Annotated in this window: 22 protein-coding genes; 14 read left to right on the top strand and 8 right to left on the bottom strand. The window is 71.7% G+C overall.

The genetic code is table 11. The annotated features are described in order from the left end of the window. The first annotated feature begins 47 nt into the window (after window positions 1-47). Window positions 48-467, top strand: coding sequence for a secondary thiamine-phosphate synthase enzyme YjbQ (locus AB0K52_RS09680; protein ID WP_363528731.1), 420 nt, complete (start codon window positions 48-50; stop codon window positions 465-467). 141 nt (window positions 468-608) lie between these two features. Here the strand turns inward: AB0K52_RS09680 and AB0K52_RS09675 are convergent, their stop codons facing one another. After that, the gene (locus tag AB0K52_RS09675; RefSeq protein WP_363528728.1) at window positions 609-1574 is read right to left on the bottom strand and encodes an aldo/keto reductase; all 966 of its coding nucleotides are present in this window, start codon (window positions 1572-1574) and stop codon (window positions 609-611) included. A 160-nt stretch (window positions 1575-1734) separates the two neighbouring features. On the opposite strand from AB0K52_RS09675, the gene AB0K52_RS09670 reads away from it, so the two are divergent. The 4 genes from AB0K52_RS09670 to AB0K52_RS09655 are packed head-to-tail and all read left to right on the top strand — an operon-like array spanning window position 1735 to window position 4260. Then, complete coding sequence (locus tag AB0K52_RS09670; protein ID WP_363529531.1) at window positions 1735-2043, top strand: MerR family transcriptional regulator; 309 nt, start codon at window positions 1735-1737, stop codon at window positions 2041-2043. A 42-nt stretch (window positions 2044-2085) separates the two neighbouring features. After that, the gene (locus tag AB0K52_RS09665; protein ID WP_363528726.1) at window positions 2086-2829 is read left to right on the top strand and encodes a nucleotidyltransferase domain-containing protein; all 744 of its coding nucleotides are present in this window, start codon (window positions 2086-2088) and stop codon (window positions 2827-2829) included. Window positions 2830-2839: 10 nt separating this feature from the next. Further along, window positions 2840-3388, top strand: a complete 549-nt coding sequence (locus AB0K52_RS09660) for an AAA family ATPase (RefSeq protein ID WP_363528724.1) — start codon at window positions 2840-2842, stop codon at window positions 3386-3388. Beyond that, window positions 3385-4260, top strand: coding sequence for an aminoglycoside phosphotransferase family protein (locus AB0K52_RS09655; RefSeq protein ID WP_363528721.1), 876 nt, complete (start codon window positions 3385-3387; stop codon window positions 4258-4260). Before AB0K52_RS09660 ends, AB0K52_RS09655 begins: the two co-directional genes overlap by 4 nt. 187 nt (window positions 4261-4447) lie before the next feature. On the opposite strand, the gene AB0K52_RS09650 is transcribed toward AB0K52_RS09655, so the two are convergent. The 3 genes from AB0K52_RS09650 to AB0K52_RS09640 all read right to left on the bottom strand — a co-directional run bounded on the left by AB0K52_RS09650 (window position 4448) and on the right by AB0K52_RS09640 (window position 6341). Next, on the bottom strand, window positions 4448-5023 hold the full coding sequence (locus AB0K52_RS09650) for a GNAT family N-acetyltransferase (protein WP_363528719.1): 576 nt from the start codon (window positions 5021-5023) through the stop codon (window positions 4448-4450). Window positions 5024-5085: 62 nt separating this feature from the next. Next, on the bottom strand, window positions 5086-5586 hold the full coding sequence (locus tag AB0K52_RS09645) for a tetratricopeptide repeat protein (RefSeq protein ID WP_363528716.1): 501 nt from the start codon (window positions 5584-5586) through the stop codon (window positions 5086-5088). An 11-nt stretch (window positions 5587-5597) separates the two neighbouring features. Beyond that, complete coding sequence (locus AB0K52_RS09640; protein WP_363528713.1) at window positions 5598-6341, bottom strand: hypothetical protein; 744 nt, start codon at window positions 6339-6341, stop codon at window positions 5598-5600. A 42-nt stretch (window positions 6342-6383) separates the two neighbouring features. On the opposite strand from AB0K52_RS09640, the gene AB0K52_RS09635 reads away from it, so the two are divergent. Next, window positions 6384-7052: a maleylpyruvate isomerase N-terminal domain-containing protein gene (locus AB0K52_RS09635; RefSeq protein ID WP_363528710.1), complete on the top strand. Its 669-nt coding sequence runs from the start codon at window positions 6384-6386 to the stop codon at window positions 7050-7052. On the opposite strand, the gene AB0K52_RS09630 is transcribed toward AB0K52_RS09635, so the two are convergent. Next, window positions 7049-7753 (bottom strand): HNH endonuclease family protein, encoded by a 705-nt coding sequence (locus AB0K52_RS09630; protein ID WP_363528707.1) that lies wholly within the window; start codon window positions 7751-7753, stop codon window positions 7049-7051. The two genes, AB0K52_RS09635 and AB0K52_RS09630, sit on opposite strands and share 4 nt — an antisense overlap. 107 nt (window positions 7754-7860) lie before the next feature. On the opposite strand from AB0K52_RS09630, the gene AB0K52_RS09625 reads away from it, so the two are divergent. The 3 genes from AB0K52_RS09625 (at window position 7861) to AB0K52_RS09615 (ending at window position 9870) form a co-directional block, all read left to right on the top strand. Next, window positions 7861-8379: an AAA family ATPase gene (locus AB0K52_RS09625; protein WP_363528704.1), complete on the top strand. Its 519-nt coding sequence runs from the start codon at window positions 7861-7863 to the stop codon at window positions 8377-8379. Window positions 8380-8452: 73 nt separating this feature from the next. Beyond that, the gene (locus AB0K52_RS09620; protein ID WP_363528701.1) at window positions 8453-9592 is read left to right on the top strand and encodes a sialidase family protein; all 1140 of its coding nucleotides are present in this window, start codon (window positions 8453-8455) and stop codon (window positions 9590-9592) included. Then, a complete protein-coding gene (locus tag AB0K52_RS09615) occupies window positions 9589-9870 on the top strand; it encodes a MoaD/ThiS family protein (RefSeq protein WP_363528698.1) in 282 nt (93 codons plus the stop codon). Before AB0K52_RS09620 ends, AB0K52_RS09615 begins: the two co-directional genes overlap by 4 nt. A 59-nt stretch (window positions 9871-9929) precedes the next feature. On the opposite strand, the gene AB0K52_RS09610 is transcribed toward AB0K52_RS09615, so the two are convergent. Continuing rightward, window positions 9930-10481, bottom strand: a complete 552-nt coding sequence (locus AB0K52_RS09610) for an FKBP-type peptidyl-prolyl cis-trans isomerase (protein ID WP_363528695.1) — start codon at window positions 10479-10481, stop codon at window positions 9930-9932. A 128-nt stretch (window positions 10482-10609) separates the two neighbouring features. On the opposite strand from AB0K52_RS09610, the gene AB0K52_RS09605 reads away from it, so the two are divergent. The 5 genes from AB0K52_RS09605 (at window position 10610) to AB0K52_RS09585 (ending at window position 13754) form a co-directional block, all read left to right on the top strand. Beyond that, window positions 10610-11197 carry a rhomboid family intramembrane serine protease gene (locus tag AB0K52_RS09605; protein ID WP_363528693.1) on the top strand — a complete coding sequence of 196 codons (588 nt, stop codon included), beginning with the start codon at window positions 10610-10612 and terminating at the stop codon, window positions 11195-11197. Beyond that, window positions 11194-11418, top strand: coding sequence for a hypothetical protein (locus AB0K52_RS09600; RefSeq protein WP_363528690.1), 225 nt, complete (start codon window positions 11194-11196; stop codon window positions 11416-11418). Before AB0K52_RS09605 ends, AB0K52_RS09600 begins: the two co-directional genes overlap by 4 nt. 79 nt (window positions 11419-11497) lie before the next feature. Further along, window positions 11498-11887 carry a GntR family transcriptional regulator gene (locus tag AB0K52_RS09595; RefSeq protein WP_363528687.1) on the top strand — a complete coding sequence of 130 codons (390 nt, stop codon included), beginning with the start codon at window positions 11498-11500 and terminating at the stop codon, window positions 11885-11887. After that, window positions 11884-12771 (top strand): ABC transporter ATP-binding protein, encoded by an 888-nt coding sequence (locus AB0K52_RS09590; protein WP_363528684.1) that lies wholly within the window; start codon window positions 11884-11886, stop codon window positions 12769-12771. Before AB0K52_RS09595 ends, AB0K52_RS09590 begins: the two co-directional genes overlap by 4 nt. Continuing rightward, complete coding sequence (locus AB0K52_RS09585; RefSeq protein WP_363528681.1) at window positions 12768-13754, top strand: transmembrane transport protein; 987 nt, start codon at window positions 12768-12770, stop codon at window positions 13752-13754. Before AB0K52_RS09590 ends, AB0K52_RS09585 begins: the two co-directional genes overlap by 4 nt. Before the next feature lie 38 nt (window positions 13755-13792). Here AB0K52_RS09585 and AB0K52_RS09580 read toward each other — a convergent pair whose 3' ends face one another. Both AB0K52_RS09580 and AB0K52_RS09575 read right to left on the bottom strand, forming a co-directional pair. Next, the gene (locus tag AB0K52_RS09580; RefSeq protein WP_363528678.1) at window positions 13793-14197 is read right to left on the bottom strand and encodes a VOC family protein; all 405 of its coding nucleotides are present in this window, start codon (window positions 14195-14197) and stop codon (window positions 13793-13795) included. 91 nt (window positions 14198-14288) lie between these two features. Next, window positions 14289-14696: a VOC family protein gene (locus tag AB0K52_RS09575; RefSeq protein ID WP_363528675.1), complete on the bottom strand. Its 408-nt coding sequence runs from the start codon at window positions 14694-14696 to the stop codon at window positions 14289-14291. Window positions 14697-14764: the final 68 nt, after the last annotated feature.

Below are 14764 nucleotides of genomic sequence, written 5' to 3'. Positions count from 1 at the left end.
CACGTACCCCGACGGTACGGCAGGGGCCGGCGTGGCAAGATCGCGTCATGAGCTCGGCGTTCCACACCACCACCATCGCCGTCCACACCGGACGCCGCGAGACCGTGAAGGACCTCACCGGCGCCTGCGAGGCGTTCCTGACCGAGGTGGGCGCCCGCGACGGCCTGCTCAACGTGTTCGTGCCGCACGCGACCGCCGGGATCGCCGTCATCGAGACCGGCGCGGGTTCGGACGAGGACCTGCTCGACGCCCTCGCCGACCTCCTGCCGCGCACCGACCGGTGGCGCCACCAGCACGGCTCGACCGGGCACGGCAGGGACCACGTCCTGCCGGCCCTGGTCGCCCCGCACGCCACGCTCCCGGTCGTGGCCGGGCGCATCGCCCTGGGCACGTGGCAGTCGGTGCTGCTGGTCGACACCAACCGCGACAACCCCGACCGGACCGTGCGCCTGTCCTTCCTCGGCTAGGGCCTGTGCATTAGGGAGCTATCCGCGTCCGTTGGTGCGCCCGCAAGGCGCAGGGCCCTCTCGATACCACCCCGGTATCGGGAGGGCCGACAACGCGGCGAACGGGCCGGACAGCGACCGGTCTGATCCACAGGACGGGCCCTAAGCCGCGTCGGTCATCCGCGCCCACTGCTCGGGGTCGAGCTTCAGCTCGAGTCCGGCGGCGGCTTCGTCGAGCTGCGCGACCGACGAGACCCCGACCAGCGGGATGACCGGTGCTTCGTGCCCGGCCAGCCACGCCAGCACCACTTGGTTGCGCGAGGCGCCCGTCTCGGCCGCGACCTCGTCGAGCACGCGCAGCCGCGCGGTCGTGCCGGGGTGCTCGTAGTGGTCGCCGAGCGGCTTGGCCGGGTTGGTGTACGCGCCCGACAGGAGCGAGGAGTACGCCAGCAGCGCCGCGCCCGGCGTCGCGGCGATGAAATCCAGGTCCGCCGGCGCGGCGTGGACGTGCCCGCCCTCGGGCAGCACCGCCTCGGGCCGCGGCTTCACATACGAGTACCGGTTCTGCATCGCCGTGTACGCCGCCGCCCCGGTCCCCGCGGCGATGCCGCGGGCGCGCTCGACGCGCCACGCGGTGTGGTTCGAGGCCCCGACCATGCGCGCCTTCCCGTCCCGCACGACCGCGTCGAAGCCCGCGACGGTCGCCTCCAGCGGCGTGTCGCGGTCGTCGCGGTGCGACCAGAACAGGTCCACCCGGTCGGTGCCCAGCCTGGCCAGCGACTCCTCCAGCCCGGCGGCGATCCGCTCCGGCGTCAGCGGCTCCGAATGCTCCAGGCCCCCGCCCGGGAAGGACGGGCGACGCCCGACCTTCGTGGCGATGACCAGGTCGTCCCGGTTGCCGCGTGCGGCCAGCCAGCGCCCGAGCAGCAGCTCCGACTCGTCCCCGGTGCCGCCGTCGATCCAGAACATGTAGCAGTTGGCGGTGTCGATGAAATTGCCGCCCAGTTCGACGAACCGGTCCAGAATCGCGAAGCTCGTGGCCTCGTCCTGCACCCCGCCCAAGGCCATGGCCCCCAGGCACAGGCGCGAGACGCCGATCCGGTCCGGTCCCAATGCGATCCGCTCCACAGCGGTCTCCTCTCTTCCGGACTCCGACGCTAGGGCTTGGAGTGGACTCCAGCGCAAACCCGCAGGCAGCGGCACTGGGGTATCGTCGTTGCTTGTGGCAGACAATGCAACGGCCCCCACCTACACCATCGGCGAATGCGCGCGCCGCTCCGGCTTCACCATGGACACCCTCCGCTACTACGAGCGCATCGGCCTGATCGACGCCGTCGGCCGCACCGCGACCGGGCAGCGTCGCTTCACCGACGGCGACCTCGAATGGCTCGGCACCCTCAAATGCCTGCGCGACACCGGCATGCCCGTCGAGCAGATGGCCCGCTTCGCCGACCTCGTCCGCGACGGCGACCACACCATCCCCGAACGCATCCGCCTCCTCGAAGCCCACCGCGTCGCCGTGGACGACCGCATGGCCGACCTCGCCGCGAAACGCGACTACATCTGCGGGAAGATCGACTACTACCGGTCCGTCTGAAAACCCCTCGACACCAACGGGGCCCGTGGCGATACTCGACGCATGCACCACCACACCCAGGCGCTGGCGATCGCCGAACGGGTCGCGGCCGAACTCGCCCCCGGGACGCTCGGGATCGGCCTGTTCGGGTCCGTCGCCGCCGGCACCGACCATCCGCAGTCGGACATCGACCTGTTCCTCGTCGTCGACACCGGTGCCGGGACCGAGGTGCGGCAGGTCGAGGGCCGCATGGTCACCCTCTCGCGCAAGACCCGCGACGACCTCGAAGGCGGGCTCGCCCACCCCTGGGAGGCCGTGACCGCCGTCGGCGCCTGGCGCCGCGCGCGGATCCTCCACGACCCCGACGGGCGCATGGCGGCCCTCCAGGCCCGCGCCCGCGCCTGGACATGGGAGGCGATCGGCCCCGAAGCCGACCGGTGGGCGGCTCGCGAACTCGTCGGCCTCGCCGAGGAGGTCCACAAGATCCACGGCATGCTCGTACTCGACCGGCCTCGCGCGGCCGCCGCCAACCGCGCCGTCCTCGTCCTCCAACTCGGGTACGCCCTCGCCGTCTCAGGCCGCCTCACCTGCGAATCCGAGAACGACCTCTGGGACGCCGTCGCCGACGCGGAAGGCCCCGACTGGGCCGCCGCCTGGGACGCGGCCGCCGGCATCCTCCCGGCCGACCACGAGACCGGCTGCCGCGCCGCCCTGGCCCTGTACCGGCACGCCGCCGGCCGCCTCACACCGCACCTGGACGCCGGCGAACGAGCCGTGGTCGACACCGCCGGCGCCCTCGCCGCCTGAAAGGAGCCTCGTGCGCCGCTACCTCCTCACCGGCGCCCCCGGCGCCGGCAAGACCACCGTCCTGGGCCTGCTCGCCGCGGCCGGGCACACCGTCATCCCCGAAGCCGCCACCGACCTCATCGAAGCCGCGCAGGCCGCCGGCGACGACGCACCCTGGGAGCGCCCCGACTTCACCGAACGGACCGCCGCCCTCCAACGCGACCGCCAGATCGCCGCGAACACCCGGCCCGGGCCGGTCCAATGGTTCGACCGGTCCCCGGTCTGCGCCCTCGCCCTCGCCCGCTTCACCGGCACCCCCGTCGGCCCCGTCCTCACCGCCGAACTCGACCGCATCAAAGCCGAAGCCGTCTACCGGCCGACGGCGTTCCTGTTCGACCTCCTCGGCTTCATCGAAGCGACCGCGGTGCGGCGCATCGGCATCGACGAGGCCCGCCGATTCGAACACGTCCACGTCGACGCCTACACCGAGCACGGCTACACCCTCGTCCGCATCCCCGCGCTCGCACCGGCCGAGCGCCTCGCCGCGCTTCTCGCCCACACCGCGAACGACACGCCGTGACCGCACCCACCACCGGCATCGTCCAGGCCCTCATCGCCGACCAGTTCCCGCACTGGGCGCACCTGCCCGTGACGCCCGTGCCCCGGCAAGGCTGGGACAACCGCACCTTCCGCCTCGGCCCCGACCTGTCCGTGCGCCTGCCCAGCGCCGCGGCCTATGTCGCGGCCGTCGCCAAAGAAGACCAGTGCCTGCCCGCCCTCGCCGCGCACCTGCCGCTGCCCGTCCCCGAACCGGTCGCCACCGGCCGCCCCTGCGAGGCGTACCCGCACCCGTGGTCGGTCCGGCGCTGGATCGAGGGCGAGACCCTCCTCGACGCCCCGGACGTGGACCGGGGCCGACTCGCCGACGACCTCGGGAGGATCCTGACGGTCCTGCGCGCCGCGCCCGCCGCCGGCGGACCCGCGGCCGGGCAGCACTCGTTCTACCGCGGCTGCCACCCCAGCGCCTACGCCGACCAGGTCCAGCAGTCGCTGCGGCTGCTCGACGGCGCCGTCGACACCGAAGCGTGCCAAGCGGTCTGGGATGCGGGGATGCGCAGCGCGTGGGCGCGCGGGCCGGTGTGGTTCCACGGCGACATCGCCCCCGGCAACCTCCTCACCACCGGCGGCGTGCTCTCGGCCCTGATCGACTTCGGCACCTGCGGCGTCGGCGACCCCGCCTGCGACCTGCAGATCGCCTGGACCTACTTCACCGGCGACGAACGGCGGCGCTTCCGCGCCGCCGCGGGACTCGACGACGCCACCTGGGCGCGCGCCCGCGCCTGGACCCTCTGGAAGGCCCTCATCATGATCGCCGGGATCTCCGGCACCGATCGCGACGGCGCCCAGGCCCGCAACCTCGCCGCGGTCCTGGCCGACCCGGTCACCGGGTGACACCGGCGACCACCGTCTTCCCGGCCGGCCAGCGCCTGGACCCTCGCCGCCCCCGGCGTCGACCACGGCCGCGCCCCGGCGCATCCGCGTCGAGCCCGGGCGACACCCGCTCGCACTGCCGGTGCGCCGCTTAGCGAACGCCCCGCCCGGGAACCGCCGAGAACCACATCCCGACCCCCTGCGGCGGTCAGCTTCGGCGGCGATGCCTGACGGTCACCCGCGCCTTGGGCGTGGGGCGGGCGACCTCCTCGAACCCGGCGGCCAGGAACATCGGCAGCGTCCCGGTGTACGAGCCGCCCGGGCTGCGGTCGACCACCGCCGGGTCGATCGGCACGCCCTCGACGACCGTGGCGCCGCTGCGGTAGGCGAAGTCCACAGCAGCCTCCAGCAGCGCGCGGGACACGCCGCGCCCGCGCCACTGCTCGGGCACGAAGAAGCAGGACACCACCCACACGCGGTCCAGATCCCCGGCATCGGGCAGCGGCCGGGTGTCACGGGCGGTGTTGAGCCGCGGATACGCCGCGCGCGGCGCCACGGCGCACCATCCGACCGGGGTCCCGCCCGCATAGGCGATCAATCCCGGCGGCCCCTCCTCGACTACCTCCCGGGCCGCTTCGGCCCGCGGGCGGCGCAGCCGCTCCCCGCGCTCCTCGCGCCACCACATGCAGTAGCAGGAGCGGTTGCCGCCCATTTGCCGGGCCAGCGCCAGGAAGTCCGGCCACCGGTCCGGAACCAGCTCGGCCACCGTCACACGCTCGTCCACGCCATCGAACCTATCGCCCGCCGCCGGGCGGGGGAGCGGCTCGCGCCGAAACGGCGCCGGGCCTACCGGATCGGGGGTTCGCCGACCAGGCCGCGCGCGTAGTTCACCGTGGACCGCTGATAGCGCGGCAGATGCGGGGCGAGGGCGATGAGCGCGACCGACAGGCCCTCCCGGTCGCGGCCGAGCTTCGCGAGCGTCAGCGCCTCGCACATCGCGAGGGCGTCGTCGTACTCGTCCGAGCCGCGCTCCCGCTCCTCCGCGAGCATCGCGAGGGCCCGCTCCGGGTGCCCGGTCTCGCGCAGCGACGACGCCAACTGGATCGACACCCGCCGGCGCCGCACGCCGCCGAGCCCGGCCTCGACCGCCCGCTCGTAGTAGCCCACGGCGGCCTCGGTGTACCCGGTCGAGTCGTGCGCGGACCCGACCTCGAACAGCGCCACCGGATCCTCCGGGTCACACTCGGCGGCCAAGTCGAGCATCGCCTGCACGAACGCGTCGCGGCCCATCGCGTCCAGCCGCTCCCACAACGCCGCGACCCGCGCCTCCCACGCCACATCAGTCATAGCCGCGAACCCTACGCGGGCACCCGGATCCCGTCCGGCAGCGCCCCCAGCGAGCCCAGCAGCACCAACCGCTCCTCGGCGTCCAGCGCCTCGTACACCGGCGCGTCGAGACGGTTCGTCGCCGCCTCGATCGCCGCCCGCTCCGGCCCCGGCCCCATCGCCGCGATCTCGTCCACCGTCAAACCCGCCGCCGCCCACGCCGCCCGGTGCGCGTCCGCGCGGTGATGGCGCAGCGCCTCCAACCGCACCGCCAAGCGCGCCGCCGCCGAAGCGCCCGGCCGCTCCCACACCGGCGTCAACGCCCGGAACACCGGGCCGCCCGACGCCTGCCCGGCCTCCAGCAGCCGCTCCACCAACGGCAGCGCCGCCTCGACCGCCGCCAGACCCGGCAGCGACGGGCTCGGCCGGTACGACCAGCACCGCTCCGCCGCCGCACCCAGCACCCCGTCCACCGCCGACACGAGCTCACGGCCGGTCCCCGTCAAACGCCAGCAGCCGTCCACGAGCTCGACCAGCCCCTGCGCCTGCGTCGCCTCCGGATCGAAATCGAAGTACACCATCCGCGCCGCCAGCGCCGCCTCCGGCACCGGATGGTCCAGCAGCGCCGCGAACGCGTCGACCTCCACCCCCGGCACCAGCCCCCGCGCCGCGTACAACGCCTTCACCTCCGCGCGCGCACCGTGCCGCAGCGACACATGAAGACGGTCCACCACCGGACGGATCACAGCGGCGTACGAAGCGAGCGGATGCGACATGACAGCCTCCACAAGGCGGAGCGGATAGGATCAGCCCCCATGATGCCACCCGCGCCACTGACCGCGCTCGCCGCCGAAACCGCACGACTCTCTCTGGCGCTCAACGACATCACCGACTGGAACGCACCCACCCGCTGCGCCCCCTGGGACGCCAAGGCACTCCTCGCCCACATCACCGGCGCCCTCGCCCGCCTCGACGCCATGCTCGACGCCCCCGAACCCCCCGAAGCCACCGTCGACGCCGCCGGCTACTACCGGCCCGACGAACGCTTCTCACCCGCCGTCAACGACCTCCGCATCGACTCGGCCACCGAAGCCGCCAGCGCCGGGGGAGCAGCCCTCACCGCCGACTTCGACACCACCTGCCACCGCATCCTCACCCGCTGCGCCGAACAAGCACCCGGACGCCGCGTCACCACCCGCCACGGCGACCCCATGACCCTCGACGACTTCCTCACCACCCGCGTCGTCGAAACCGCCGTCCACGGCATCGACCTCGCCGACGCCCTCCACCGACCCCGCTGGACCACACCCGAAGCCGCCGCACACATCACCGACCTCCTCCTCGGCCCCGACCACGACACCGCGCTGGCCGCCCTCGGCCTCGACGAGGTCGCCTTCATCGCCAAGGCCACCGGCCGCGACGCGTTCACCGCAGCCGAACAGGCCGCGGTCGAAGCGCGCGCGATCACCTGGCTCGCACTCGGCTAACAGGACGAAGCGGTGTAGTCCAGCAGCGCGGTCTTCTCGGCCTGGTCGACACTGAGATGCCATTCGGTCTTGACCTCGACCCACGCCCAGATGTAGGCGCACCACACGGGCTCGTCGACGGGCATCCACTCGGCCGGGTCCTGATCGGACTTGGACCGGTTGGAGGACGCGGTCACCGCGATCAGGTGCCAGTTGTTCTCCTGCCAGTTCGCGTACGCCTGCCGGTCCTCGGTGGTCCAGTCGACCGCGCCCGACCCCCACGCCTCCTTGAGCGGCACGAAATGGTCGATGTCGATATCACCGGAAGCGGTGACCGTCTCGCCGTCGTACATCGAGATCCACTCGCCCGTCATCGCCCCGTCGCAGTCGGCCTCAGTGAGCCCACCGGTGCGGTCCTGCTTGACCAGGACGTCGTCACGGGCGTCGCAGCCGTTCCCGTCGTCGTCCTTCCAGTGCGGGAACAGGGACCGGTCATAACCGTCGTCGCGCTCCTCGGCGACCTCCAGCGCCTCGATCGCGGCCGTCAACGCCGCGGGGTCGACGGTGACCGTGAACGGCGCGGTCGCACTGAACTCGTTCGACACCTCCGATCCCGCACCGGCCGCATCGGACGAGGCCGCATCGTCGGCCAGATCGGCCAGATCGGCGCAGCCGGCGGCGAACAGCAGCGGGAGCACCAGGAGCAGACGGGGAGCGCGCATGAGCAGAGTCCTAACGGGACACATTCGGGCAAAGGACGAGCGGGGTGTTCGCAACGTAACACAAACACCCGCGCCCCAACAGGTCCGCTCCTGCTAGATTCCCCCGAATGATCGTATGGCTCAACGGCAACTTCGGCGCCGGCAAGACCACCACCGCCCGCCTCCTCAAAGACACCCTCCCCGCCCGCGTCTTCGACTCCGAGCACATCGGCTACCTCCTGCGCGGCATCATCGACGACGTCCCCTGCTACGACTTCAAAGAATGGGACCCCTGGCGCGGCCTCACCATCGAGACCGCCCGCCAAGTCCTCGACTACGTCGGCGGCACCCTCGTCATCCCCCAATCAGTCCTCCAGCACGAGTACTGGACCGAACTCACCGACGGCTTCACCAAAGCCCGCATCCCCCTGCGCGCCTTCACCCTCCACACCGACCCCGACACCTTCCGCCACCGCGTCGAAAACGACGCCGACGAACCCACCGCCAAACAATGGCGCCTCGACCACCGCCCCGCCTACGAGACCGCCCTCGACGCATGGATGCGCGACGCCACCGAAGTCGTCGACACCACCCACCGCACCCCCGAACAAGTCGCCGCGCACATCAAGGCCGCCCTAAACGCGTAACTCCCAGAAAACGTCACACCCGGGCGCGACGATGGGGACGACGTAGCCACAACGAACGGCAAAGGAGCCCGCCATGGCCTACCTCGTCCTCATCGGCACCCGCAAAGGCCTGTTCACCGCCACCAGCGACGACCGCGTCCACTGGTCCGTCGACGGCCCCGCCAAACTCGACGACGACGGCTTCACCGCCGTCGCCGAGATCTACGCCGCCGCCTGCGACCCCGCCACCGGCCGCATCCTCGTCGGCGCCGCCACCTTCTTCGGCCCCAGCATCTGGCGCTCCACCGACTACGCCCGCACCTGGTCCGAACCCGAGAACGCCCCCATGGCCTTCCCCCAAGACCTGCCCTACCGGCCCCTCGACTTCTCCGACACCGCCGGCGAAGACCAACCCGACACCGACCAGACCAACACCGTCAAACGCATCTGGCAACTCACCTTCGGCCCCGGCCGCCGCGTCTGGGCCGGCGTCGAACCCACCAGCCTCTGGACCTCCGACGACGACGGCGAGACCTTCACCTTCAACCGGCCCCTCTGGGAACACCCCGACCACACCACCTGGGCGTCCGGCGCCGGCGGACCCGCCGTCCACACCATCGTCCCCGACCCCGCCGACCCCCAGCACCTCACCGTCGCCATCTCCTCAGGAGGCATCTACCAGACCGACGACGACGGCAAGACCTGGACCGGCATCACCAAAGGCATCACCGTCGACTACGGCCCCGACCCCGAACCCGACTCCGGCCAATGCATCCACAAGGTCACCCGCGACGCCGACGGCACCCTCTACGCCCAATCCCACGGCCCCGCCTACCGCGCCACCCGCCCCGACGGCGGCTGGACCAACATCTCCGCCACACTCCCGTCCAACTTCGGCTTCGCCATGGTCGCCCACCCCCACCGAGCAGGCACCGTCATGGCCTGGCCCGTCGGCGAATCCATGGACCGCACCCCACCCGGCCACCGCATCACCGCCTGGCGCACCACCGACAGCGGCGACACCTGGCACGCCTGGGGCACCGGCCTGCCCGACGAACCCTACTTCGGCACCGTCATGCGCGACGGCGCCTGCACCGACGGCGCCACCGACCCCGGCTGGTACTTCGGCACCCGCTGCGGCGACGTCTGGGCCGCCGCCGACGACGGCCACTGGCACCAGATCGCCGCCCACCTGCCCGACGTCCTCTGCGTCCGCGCCATGGAGACCCCGTGATCATCGACGTCAAACTCCCCGCCGCGCTGGCCTCCGAATGCGGCGGGGCCCGCCACCTCGACGTCGACGCCCCGCCCGGGGCCACGCTCGCGGACGTCCTCGACCAGGTCGCCGCCGCCCACCCGCGGCTGGGCCGGCGGCTGCGGGACGAAGCGGGCAAGCTCCGCCGCTACGTCAACGTCTACATCGGCGACGAGGAGTCCCGGCGGCTCCAGGGCCTGGCGACCCCCATCGACGGCAAGGACGTCCAGATCCTCCCGTCCATCGCCGGGGGATGAGACCACGCGCAAAGGGGGCGCCGCGCGACATGCGCGGCGCCCCCTTTCGGCTCTCCCGGCTAGGACTGGCCGTTGATCGAGACGACGTCCACCACGAACACGAGGGTCTCGTTCGGGCCGATCACGCCGCCGGCGCCGGCGGCGCCGTAACCGAGCTCCGGCGGGATCACGATGAGGCGGCGGTCGCCGACCTGCGCGCCGATGAGGCCGTCGTTCCAGCCCTGGATGACCGGGGCCGAGCCCAGCGGCGACACCGAGAACGGCTGCGCGCCCCGGTTCCACGACGCGTCGAACTCCTTGCCGTTCGACCAGTTGAACCCCGCGTACTGGACCGCGACCGAGTCGCCGGCCTTCGCCTCGGCGCCCGAGCCCTCGACCACGTCGAAGGTGAACAGCGCCTTCGGCGGCTCCTCGCCGCTCGGCACCGTCACGACCGGCTTCGCGTCCGTCTCGGACGAGACCGACACCTCGACACCGTCACTGATCTGCACCACGTCAGCATTCCCTTCCTCGGCGGCGCCGTCTTCCACGCCGCAACCCGCCAGCAGGCCCGCGCACAACGACGCGAACACGACCGGCTTCCAAACTCGACTCAGCAGGCTAGAGGCCATCGTGGGAACCTACCACCCGCCCGCCGCCGGGACCGCCCGCTGCCCGAACCGAGCGGCCGGACGCACAAGGCCCCCACCGACTACCCTTCAAACGAGACCCCGAACCCCGCGCCACCGCAAGGACGACGATGACCGACCCGAACACCCCCGCCCCCATGCACCCCCTGCGCCGCGCCCTCACCTTCTGGGGCGCCGTCATCGGCCTCATGTGGCTCCTGCTCGTCATCGACTGGGTCACCCCCGGACACCTCACCGCCTACGGCATCACCCCGCGCCGCCTCGACGGCCTCCCCGGCATCGCGGCCGCGCCGTTCCTGCACGCCGGCGCCGGCCACCTCGCGTCCAACACGGTGCCGCTCATCGTCATGGGCACCGTCGCGGCCCTGCGCGACTGGCGGGGCATGTGGGTCGCGCTCGTCGTCTCGCTGCTGGCCTCGGGAATCGGCGTGTGGCTGTTCTCCCCGGCGCACTCGGTCACGGTCGGCGCCTCGGGCGTCGTCTTCGGCGTCTTCGGGTACCTGCTCGCGAGCGGCATCGTCATGCGCAAGATCGGGGACCTCCTCATCGCGGTGGTCCTGGTCGGCGTGTACGGGTCGATGGTGTGGGGGATCTTCCCCTCGCAACCGCAGATCTCCTGGCAGGCCCACCTGTTCGGGTTCCTCGGCGGCGTGGCCTCGGCGTTCATGGTCCGCAACGCCGCCCGCGTGAACGCGTGAGCGCCCCGACCGGATTCTCCTACCGCCAGCGCGGCGACGGGACGGTCGTCATCATCCACCGGGGCAAGGCGGCCGCGACCCTGCGCGGGGCGCGGGCGGCGAAGTTCCTCGGCGAGATCACGGCAGGGGACGAGCAGCTGGTGATGGCGCGCTGGACCGGCGCGTACAAGTTCGGCAACGAGCGCCAGGCCCGCCAGCACCCCCGCAACCAGGGGCGATAGGCCGAAACACCCCCCGGGATCAACGGCCGCACCCCCATAGTCCTATAGTACTAACATCCTAGTGAAATAGAGTTTTCGTGTGATCGACTTCCATCTCGAGCCGCGCTCCGGCGTCGCCCCCTACATGCAGCTCGTCCACCAGGTCCAGCAGGCCCTGCGCCTCGGCATGCTCGAAGTGGGGGACCAGCTGCCCACGGTCAAACAGGTCGTCGCCAAGATCGCCATCAACCCCAACACCGTCCTCAAGGCCTACCGCGAACTCGAGCGCCAAGGCCTCGTCGCACCCCAGCCCGGGCGCGGCACGTTCGTCACCGCCACGCTCGCCGACGCCAGCCTCGACGCGCACGCCGAACTCAAGACCGCACTGCAGCAATGGATCGCCCAGGCCCGCCGAGCAGGCCTCGACGACGCCGCCATCCAAGCCCTCTTCGACACCACCATCAGAAAGGCACCGCAGGTGACCCCATGAGCACCCCAGTCCTGAGCACCCACGCACTCACCAAGCGCTACGGCAGGCACACGGCCCTGACCGAAGCCACCCTCGACATCCCCGCCGGACGCATCGTCGGCCTCGTCGGCCCCAACGGCGCCGGCAAATCCACCCTCCTGGCCCTCGCCGCCGGACTCATCCGACCCACCAGCGGCCGCATCCACGTCCTCGGCCGCCGCCCCGCCGCCGACGCCGCCCAACTCGCCCGCGTCGGATTCGTCGCCCAGGACACCCCGGTCTACGCCGGGCTCTCCGTCGCCGACCACCTGCGCCTGGGGGAGCACCTCAACCCCAGCTGGGACCGCGCGTTCGCCGAAGCCCGCGTCAAGCAGATCGGACTCGACCCCGCCAAGAAGGCCGGGCGGCTCTCCGGCGGCCAGAAAGCCCAGCTCGCACTCACCCTCGCCGCCGCGAAACGCCCCGAACTGCTCATCTTCGACGAACCCGTCGCCGCCCTCGACCCCCTCGCACGCCGGGCCTTCCTGCAGAACCTCATGGAGTTCGTCGCCGAACTCGAGGTCTCGGTGATCCTCTCCTCGCACCTCATCGGCGACGTCGAACGCGTCTGCGACCACCTCATCGTCCTCGCCGAATCCCGCGTCCAAGTGGCGGGGGAGATCGACGACCTCACCGCCGACCACCTCCGCCTCGTCGGCCCGCGCGGCTCCCTCGACACCCTGCCCGAAGGCGTCGACGTCATCGCCGCCGACCACACCGACCGCCAGACCACCCTCATCGTCCACAACACCACCGGCCGCGCCCTCGACGGCGCCGAGCCGATCGGCCTGGAGGACATGGTCTTCACCTACCTCCACCGCGCCGAAGGCCTCACCGCCCCGACCCTCCAGGAGACCCGCGCATGATGTGGCTGACCTGGCGCCAGATGCGCGCCCAGACACTGTGGACCGGCGCCCTCGTCGCCGCGGCCGCCGCCTACCTGCTCTACCTCGCCGCCGACATCCGCGACACCCACCGACTCACCATCACCGACTGCACGACCGCATGCGCCGACGCCCGGCACGCCTTCGCCGAGGAGTTCGGACCCGGCCTCCTCCTCATCGGACTCCTCCTCATCGCCGGACCCGCCCTCATCGGCGCGTTCTGGGGCGCACCCCTCATCACCCGCGAACTCGAAGCCGGCACCCACCGCCTGGTCTGGAACCAGTCCGTCACCCGCAAGCGCTGGCTCGCGGTGAAACTCGCCGTCGTCGGGGGAGTGAGCGTCCTGTTCACCGGCGCGCTGAGCCTCCTGCTCACCTGGGCCGCCGGACCGTTCGACAACCTGGTCGACAGCCGGTTCGAGCCGCTGACGTTCGCGGCCAGAGACCTCGCGCCGTTCGGTTACGCGCTGCTGGCGTTCACCCTCGGCCTCTCCGTCGGCGTCCTGACCCGCAAGACCCTCGTGGCCATGGCCGTGACGCTCCTGGTGTTCACCGGCTTCCAGCTGGCCATGGCGAACCTGGTTCGTCCCCATCTCGCCGAGCCCGTCAGCACCACGGTCACCTGGACCGAGGCGAGGGCGATCGGATCGATCGACTCGTTCGGCGTCGGCCCCGAGGGCGCGCGGATCCAGAACTACGTGCTCACCGGCGCCTGGGTGCTCGACGACGAGATCATCGTCTACAAAGGCGACGGCACCGAGGTCACCGAGGCGGACCTGAAAGCCTGCGGTTTGGGGATCGAACCGGACGAGTGCCTGACCGCGCTCGAGGCGACCTTCACCGTCAACTACCAGCCCGCCGACCGGTACTGGACGTTCCAGTGGATCGAGTTCGGCATCGCGGCCGGCCTCTCGGCGGTGCTGATCGGCGTCGCGTTCTGGCGCCTGCCGCGCGGCCTCAACTGACGTCCGCGATTCCCGCAAGCAATAAAGAGAGAGGCGGGTCAGCTCGTGATGTCGACCATCCAGTTGACGCCGTACCGGTCCACGAGCGCGCCGTACTCGTCGCCCCACATCTGCTTCTCCAGCGGCATCGTGACCGTCGCGCCCTCGCCGAGGGCCTCCCAATAGCGGCGGAGCAGGTCGCCGTCGTCGCCGGAGATGCTGATCGAGATGTTCCGGCCCGGCTCGTAGTCCATGCCGGGCGGCGTGTCGGAGGCCATGATCGTGTAGCCCGCCTCCGAGGTGAGCTGGGCGTGCATGACCTTGTCGGACGCCGGCCCGGGCATGCCCGACTCCCCGAAGGTCATCACCTTCAGGTCGCCGCCGAGCACGCTGTGGTAGAACTCCATGGCCTCCCGGGCGTTCCCGTCGAACTGGACGTACGGGTTGAGGATCGTCGAACCCATCGCAAGCTCCCTTCGTCACCGCTGCGATATCCGCTCATCGTCGCAGGCGACACCGCGGCGGGTCCCCGATTCGCCGATCCGGCCGGGAGGGTCAGGAACCGGCGCTGATGTCGACCATCCAGGACACGCCGAAGCGGTCCACCAGCGATCCGTACTCGTCGCCCCAGAACTGCTTCTCGAGCGGCATCGTCACGGTGGCGCCCTCGGCCAGGCGCTGCCAGTACCCGCGCAGGCGGTCGCCGTCGTCGCCACCCAGGCAGAGGGCGACGTTGGCGCCCGGCCGGTACTCCTGGCCGGGACCGGTGTCCGATCCCATGATCGTGTACCCCGCGAGGCTCGTCAGCGTCGCGTGCATGACCTGGTCGGCCTCGGGGCCGGTGGCCCCGGTCTCGCCGTAGGTCATGACGTTGAGCTCCCCGCCGAGCACCTCCTGGTAGAAGCCCATCGCCTCCCGGGCGTTCCCGTCGAAGAACAGGTACGGGTAGAGGTTCGTCTCCATGGCAGCCTCCTTCGCCGCGGCGATACCGCCATACTCGCAGCGGCCGCCGCCACCAGGGGCCGAACCGA

The sequence above is a fragment of the Glycomyces sp. NPDC049804 genome (assembly GCF_040674615.1).
Lineage (GTDB): Bacteria > Actinomycetota > Actinomycetes > Mycobacteriales > Micromonosporaceae > Glycomyces > Glycomyces niveus.
The sequence above is the reverse complement of the archived record's forward strand: the minus strand, read 5'-3'. Positions and strand labels throughout refer to the sequence as shown.

Bases quoted from the DNA above. Each gene is read 5' to 3' on its own strand.
- AB0K52_RS09680 (WP_363528731.1), top strand. From the start codon at position 48: ATGAGCTCGGCGTTCCACACCACCACCATCGCCGTCCACACCGGACGC.
- AB0K52_RS09670 (WP_363529531.1), top strand. From the start codon at position 1,735: ATGGACACCCTCCGCTACTACGAGCGCATCGGCCTGATCGACGCCGTC.
- AB0K52_RS09665 (WP_363528726.1), top strand. From the start codon at position 2,086: ATGCACCACCACACCCAGGCGCTGGCGATCGCCGAACGGGTCGCGGCC.
- AB0K52_RS09645 (WP_363528716.1), bottom strand. From the start codon at position 5,586: ATGACTGATGTGGCGTGGGAGGCGCGGGTCGCGGCGTTGTGGGAGCGG.
- AB0K52_RS09640 (WP_363528713.1), bottom strand. From the start codon at position 6,341: ATGTCGCATCCGCTCGCTTCGTACGCCGCTGTGATCCGTCCGGTGGTG.
- AB0K52_RS09635 (WP_363528710.1), top strand. From the start codon at position 6,384: ATGCCACCCGCGCCACTGACCGCGCTCGCCGCCGAAACCGCACGACTC.
- AB0K52_RS09630 (WP_363528707.1), bottom strand. From the start codon at position 7,753: ATGCGCGCTCCCCGTCTGCTCCTGGTGCTCCCGCTGCTGTTCGCCGCC.
- AB0K52_RS09625 (WP_363528704.1), top strand. From the start codon at position 7,861: ATGATCGTATGGCTCAACGGCAACTTCGGCGCCGGCAAGACCACCACC.
- AB0K52_RS09620 (WP_363528701.1), top strand. From the start codon at position 8,453: ATGGCCTACCTCGTCCTCATCGGCACCCGCAAAGGCCTGTTCACCGCC.
- AB0K52_RS09610 (WP_363528695.1), bottom strand. From the start codon at position 10,481: ATGGCCTCTAGCCTGCTGAGTCGAGTTTGGAAGCCGGTCGTGTTCGCG.
- AB0K52_RS09605 (WP_363528693.1), top strand. From the start codon at position 10,610: ATGACCGACCCGAACACCCCCGCCCCCATGCACCCCCTGCGCCGCGCC.
- AB0K52_RS09590 (WP_363528684.1), top strand. From the start codon at position 11,884: ATGAGCACCCCAGTCCTGAGCACCCACGCACTCACCAAGCGCTACGGC.
- AB0K52_RS09585 (WP_363528681.1), top strand. From the start codon at position 12,768: ATGATGTGGCTGACCTGGCGCCAGATGCGCGCCCAGACACTGTGGACC.
- AB0K52_RS09580 (WP_363528678.1), bottom strand. From the start codon at position 14,197: ATGGGTTCGACGATCCTCAACCCGTACGTCCAGTTCGACGGGAACGCC.
- AB0K52_RS09575 (WP_363528675.1), bottom strand. From the start codon at position 14,696: ATGGAGACGAACCTCTACCCGTACCTGTTCTTCGACGGGAACGCCCGG.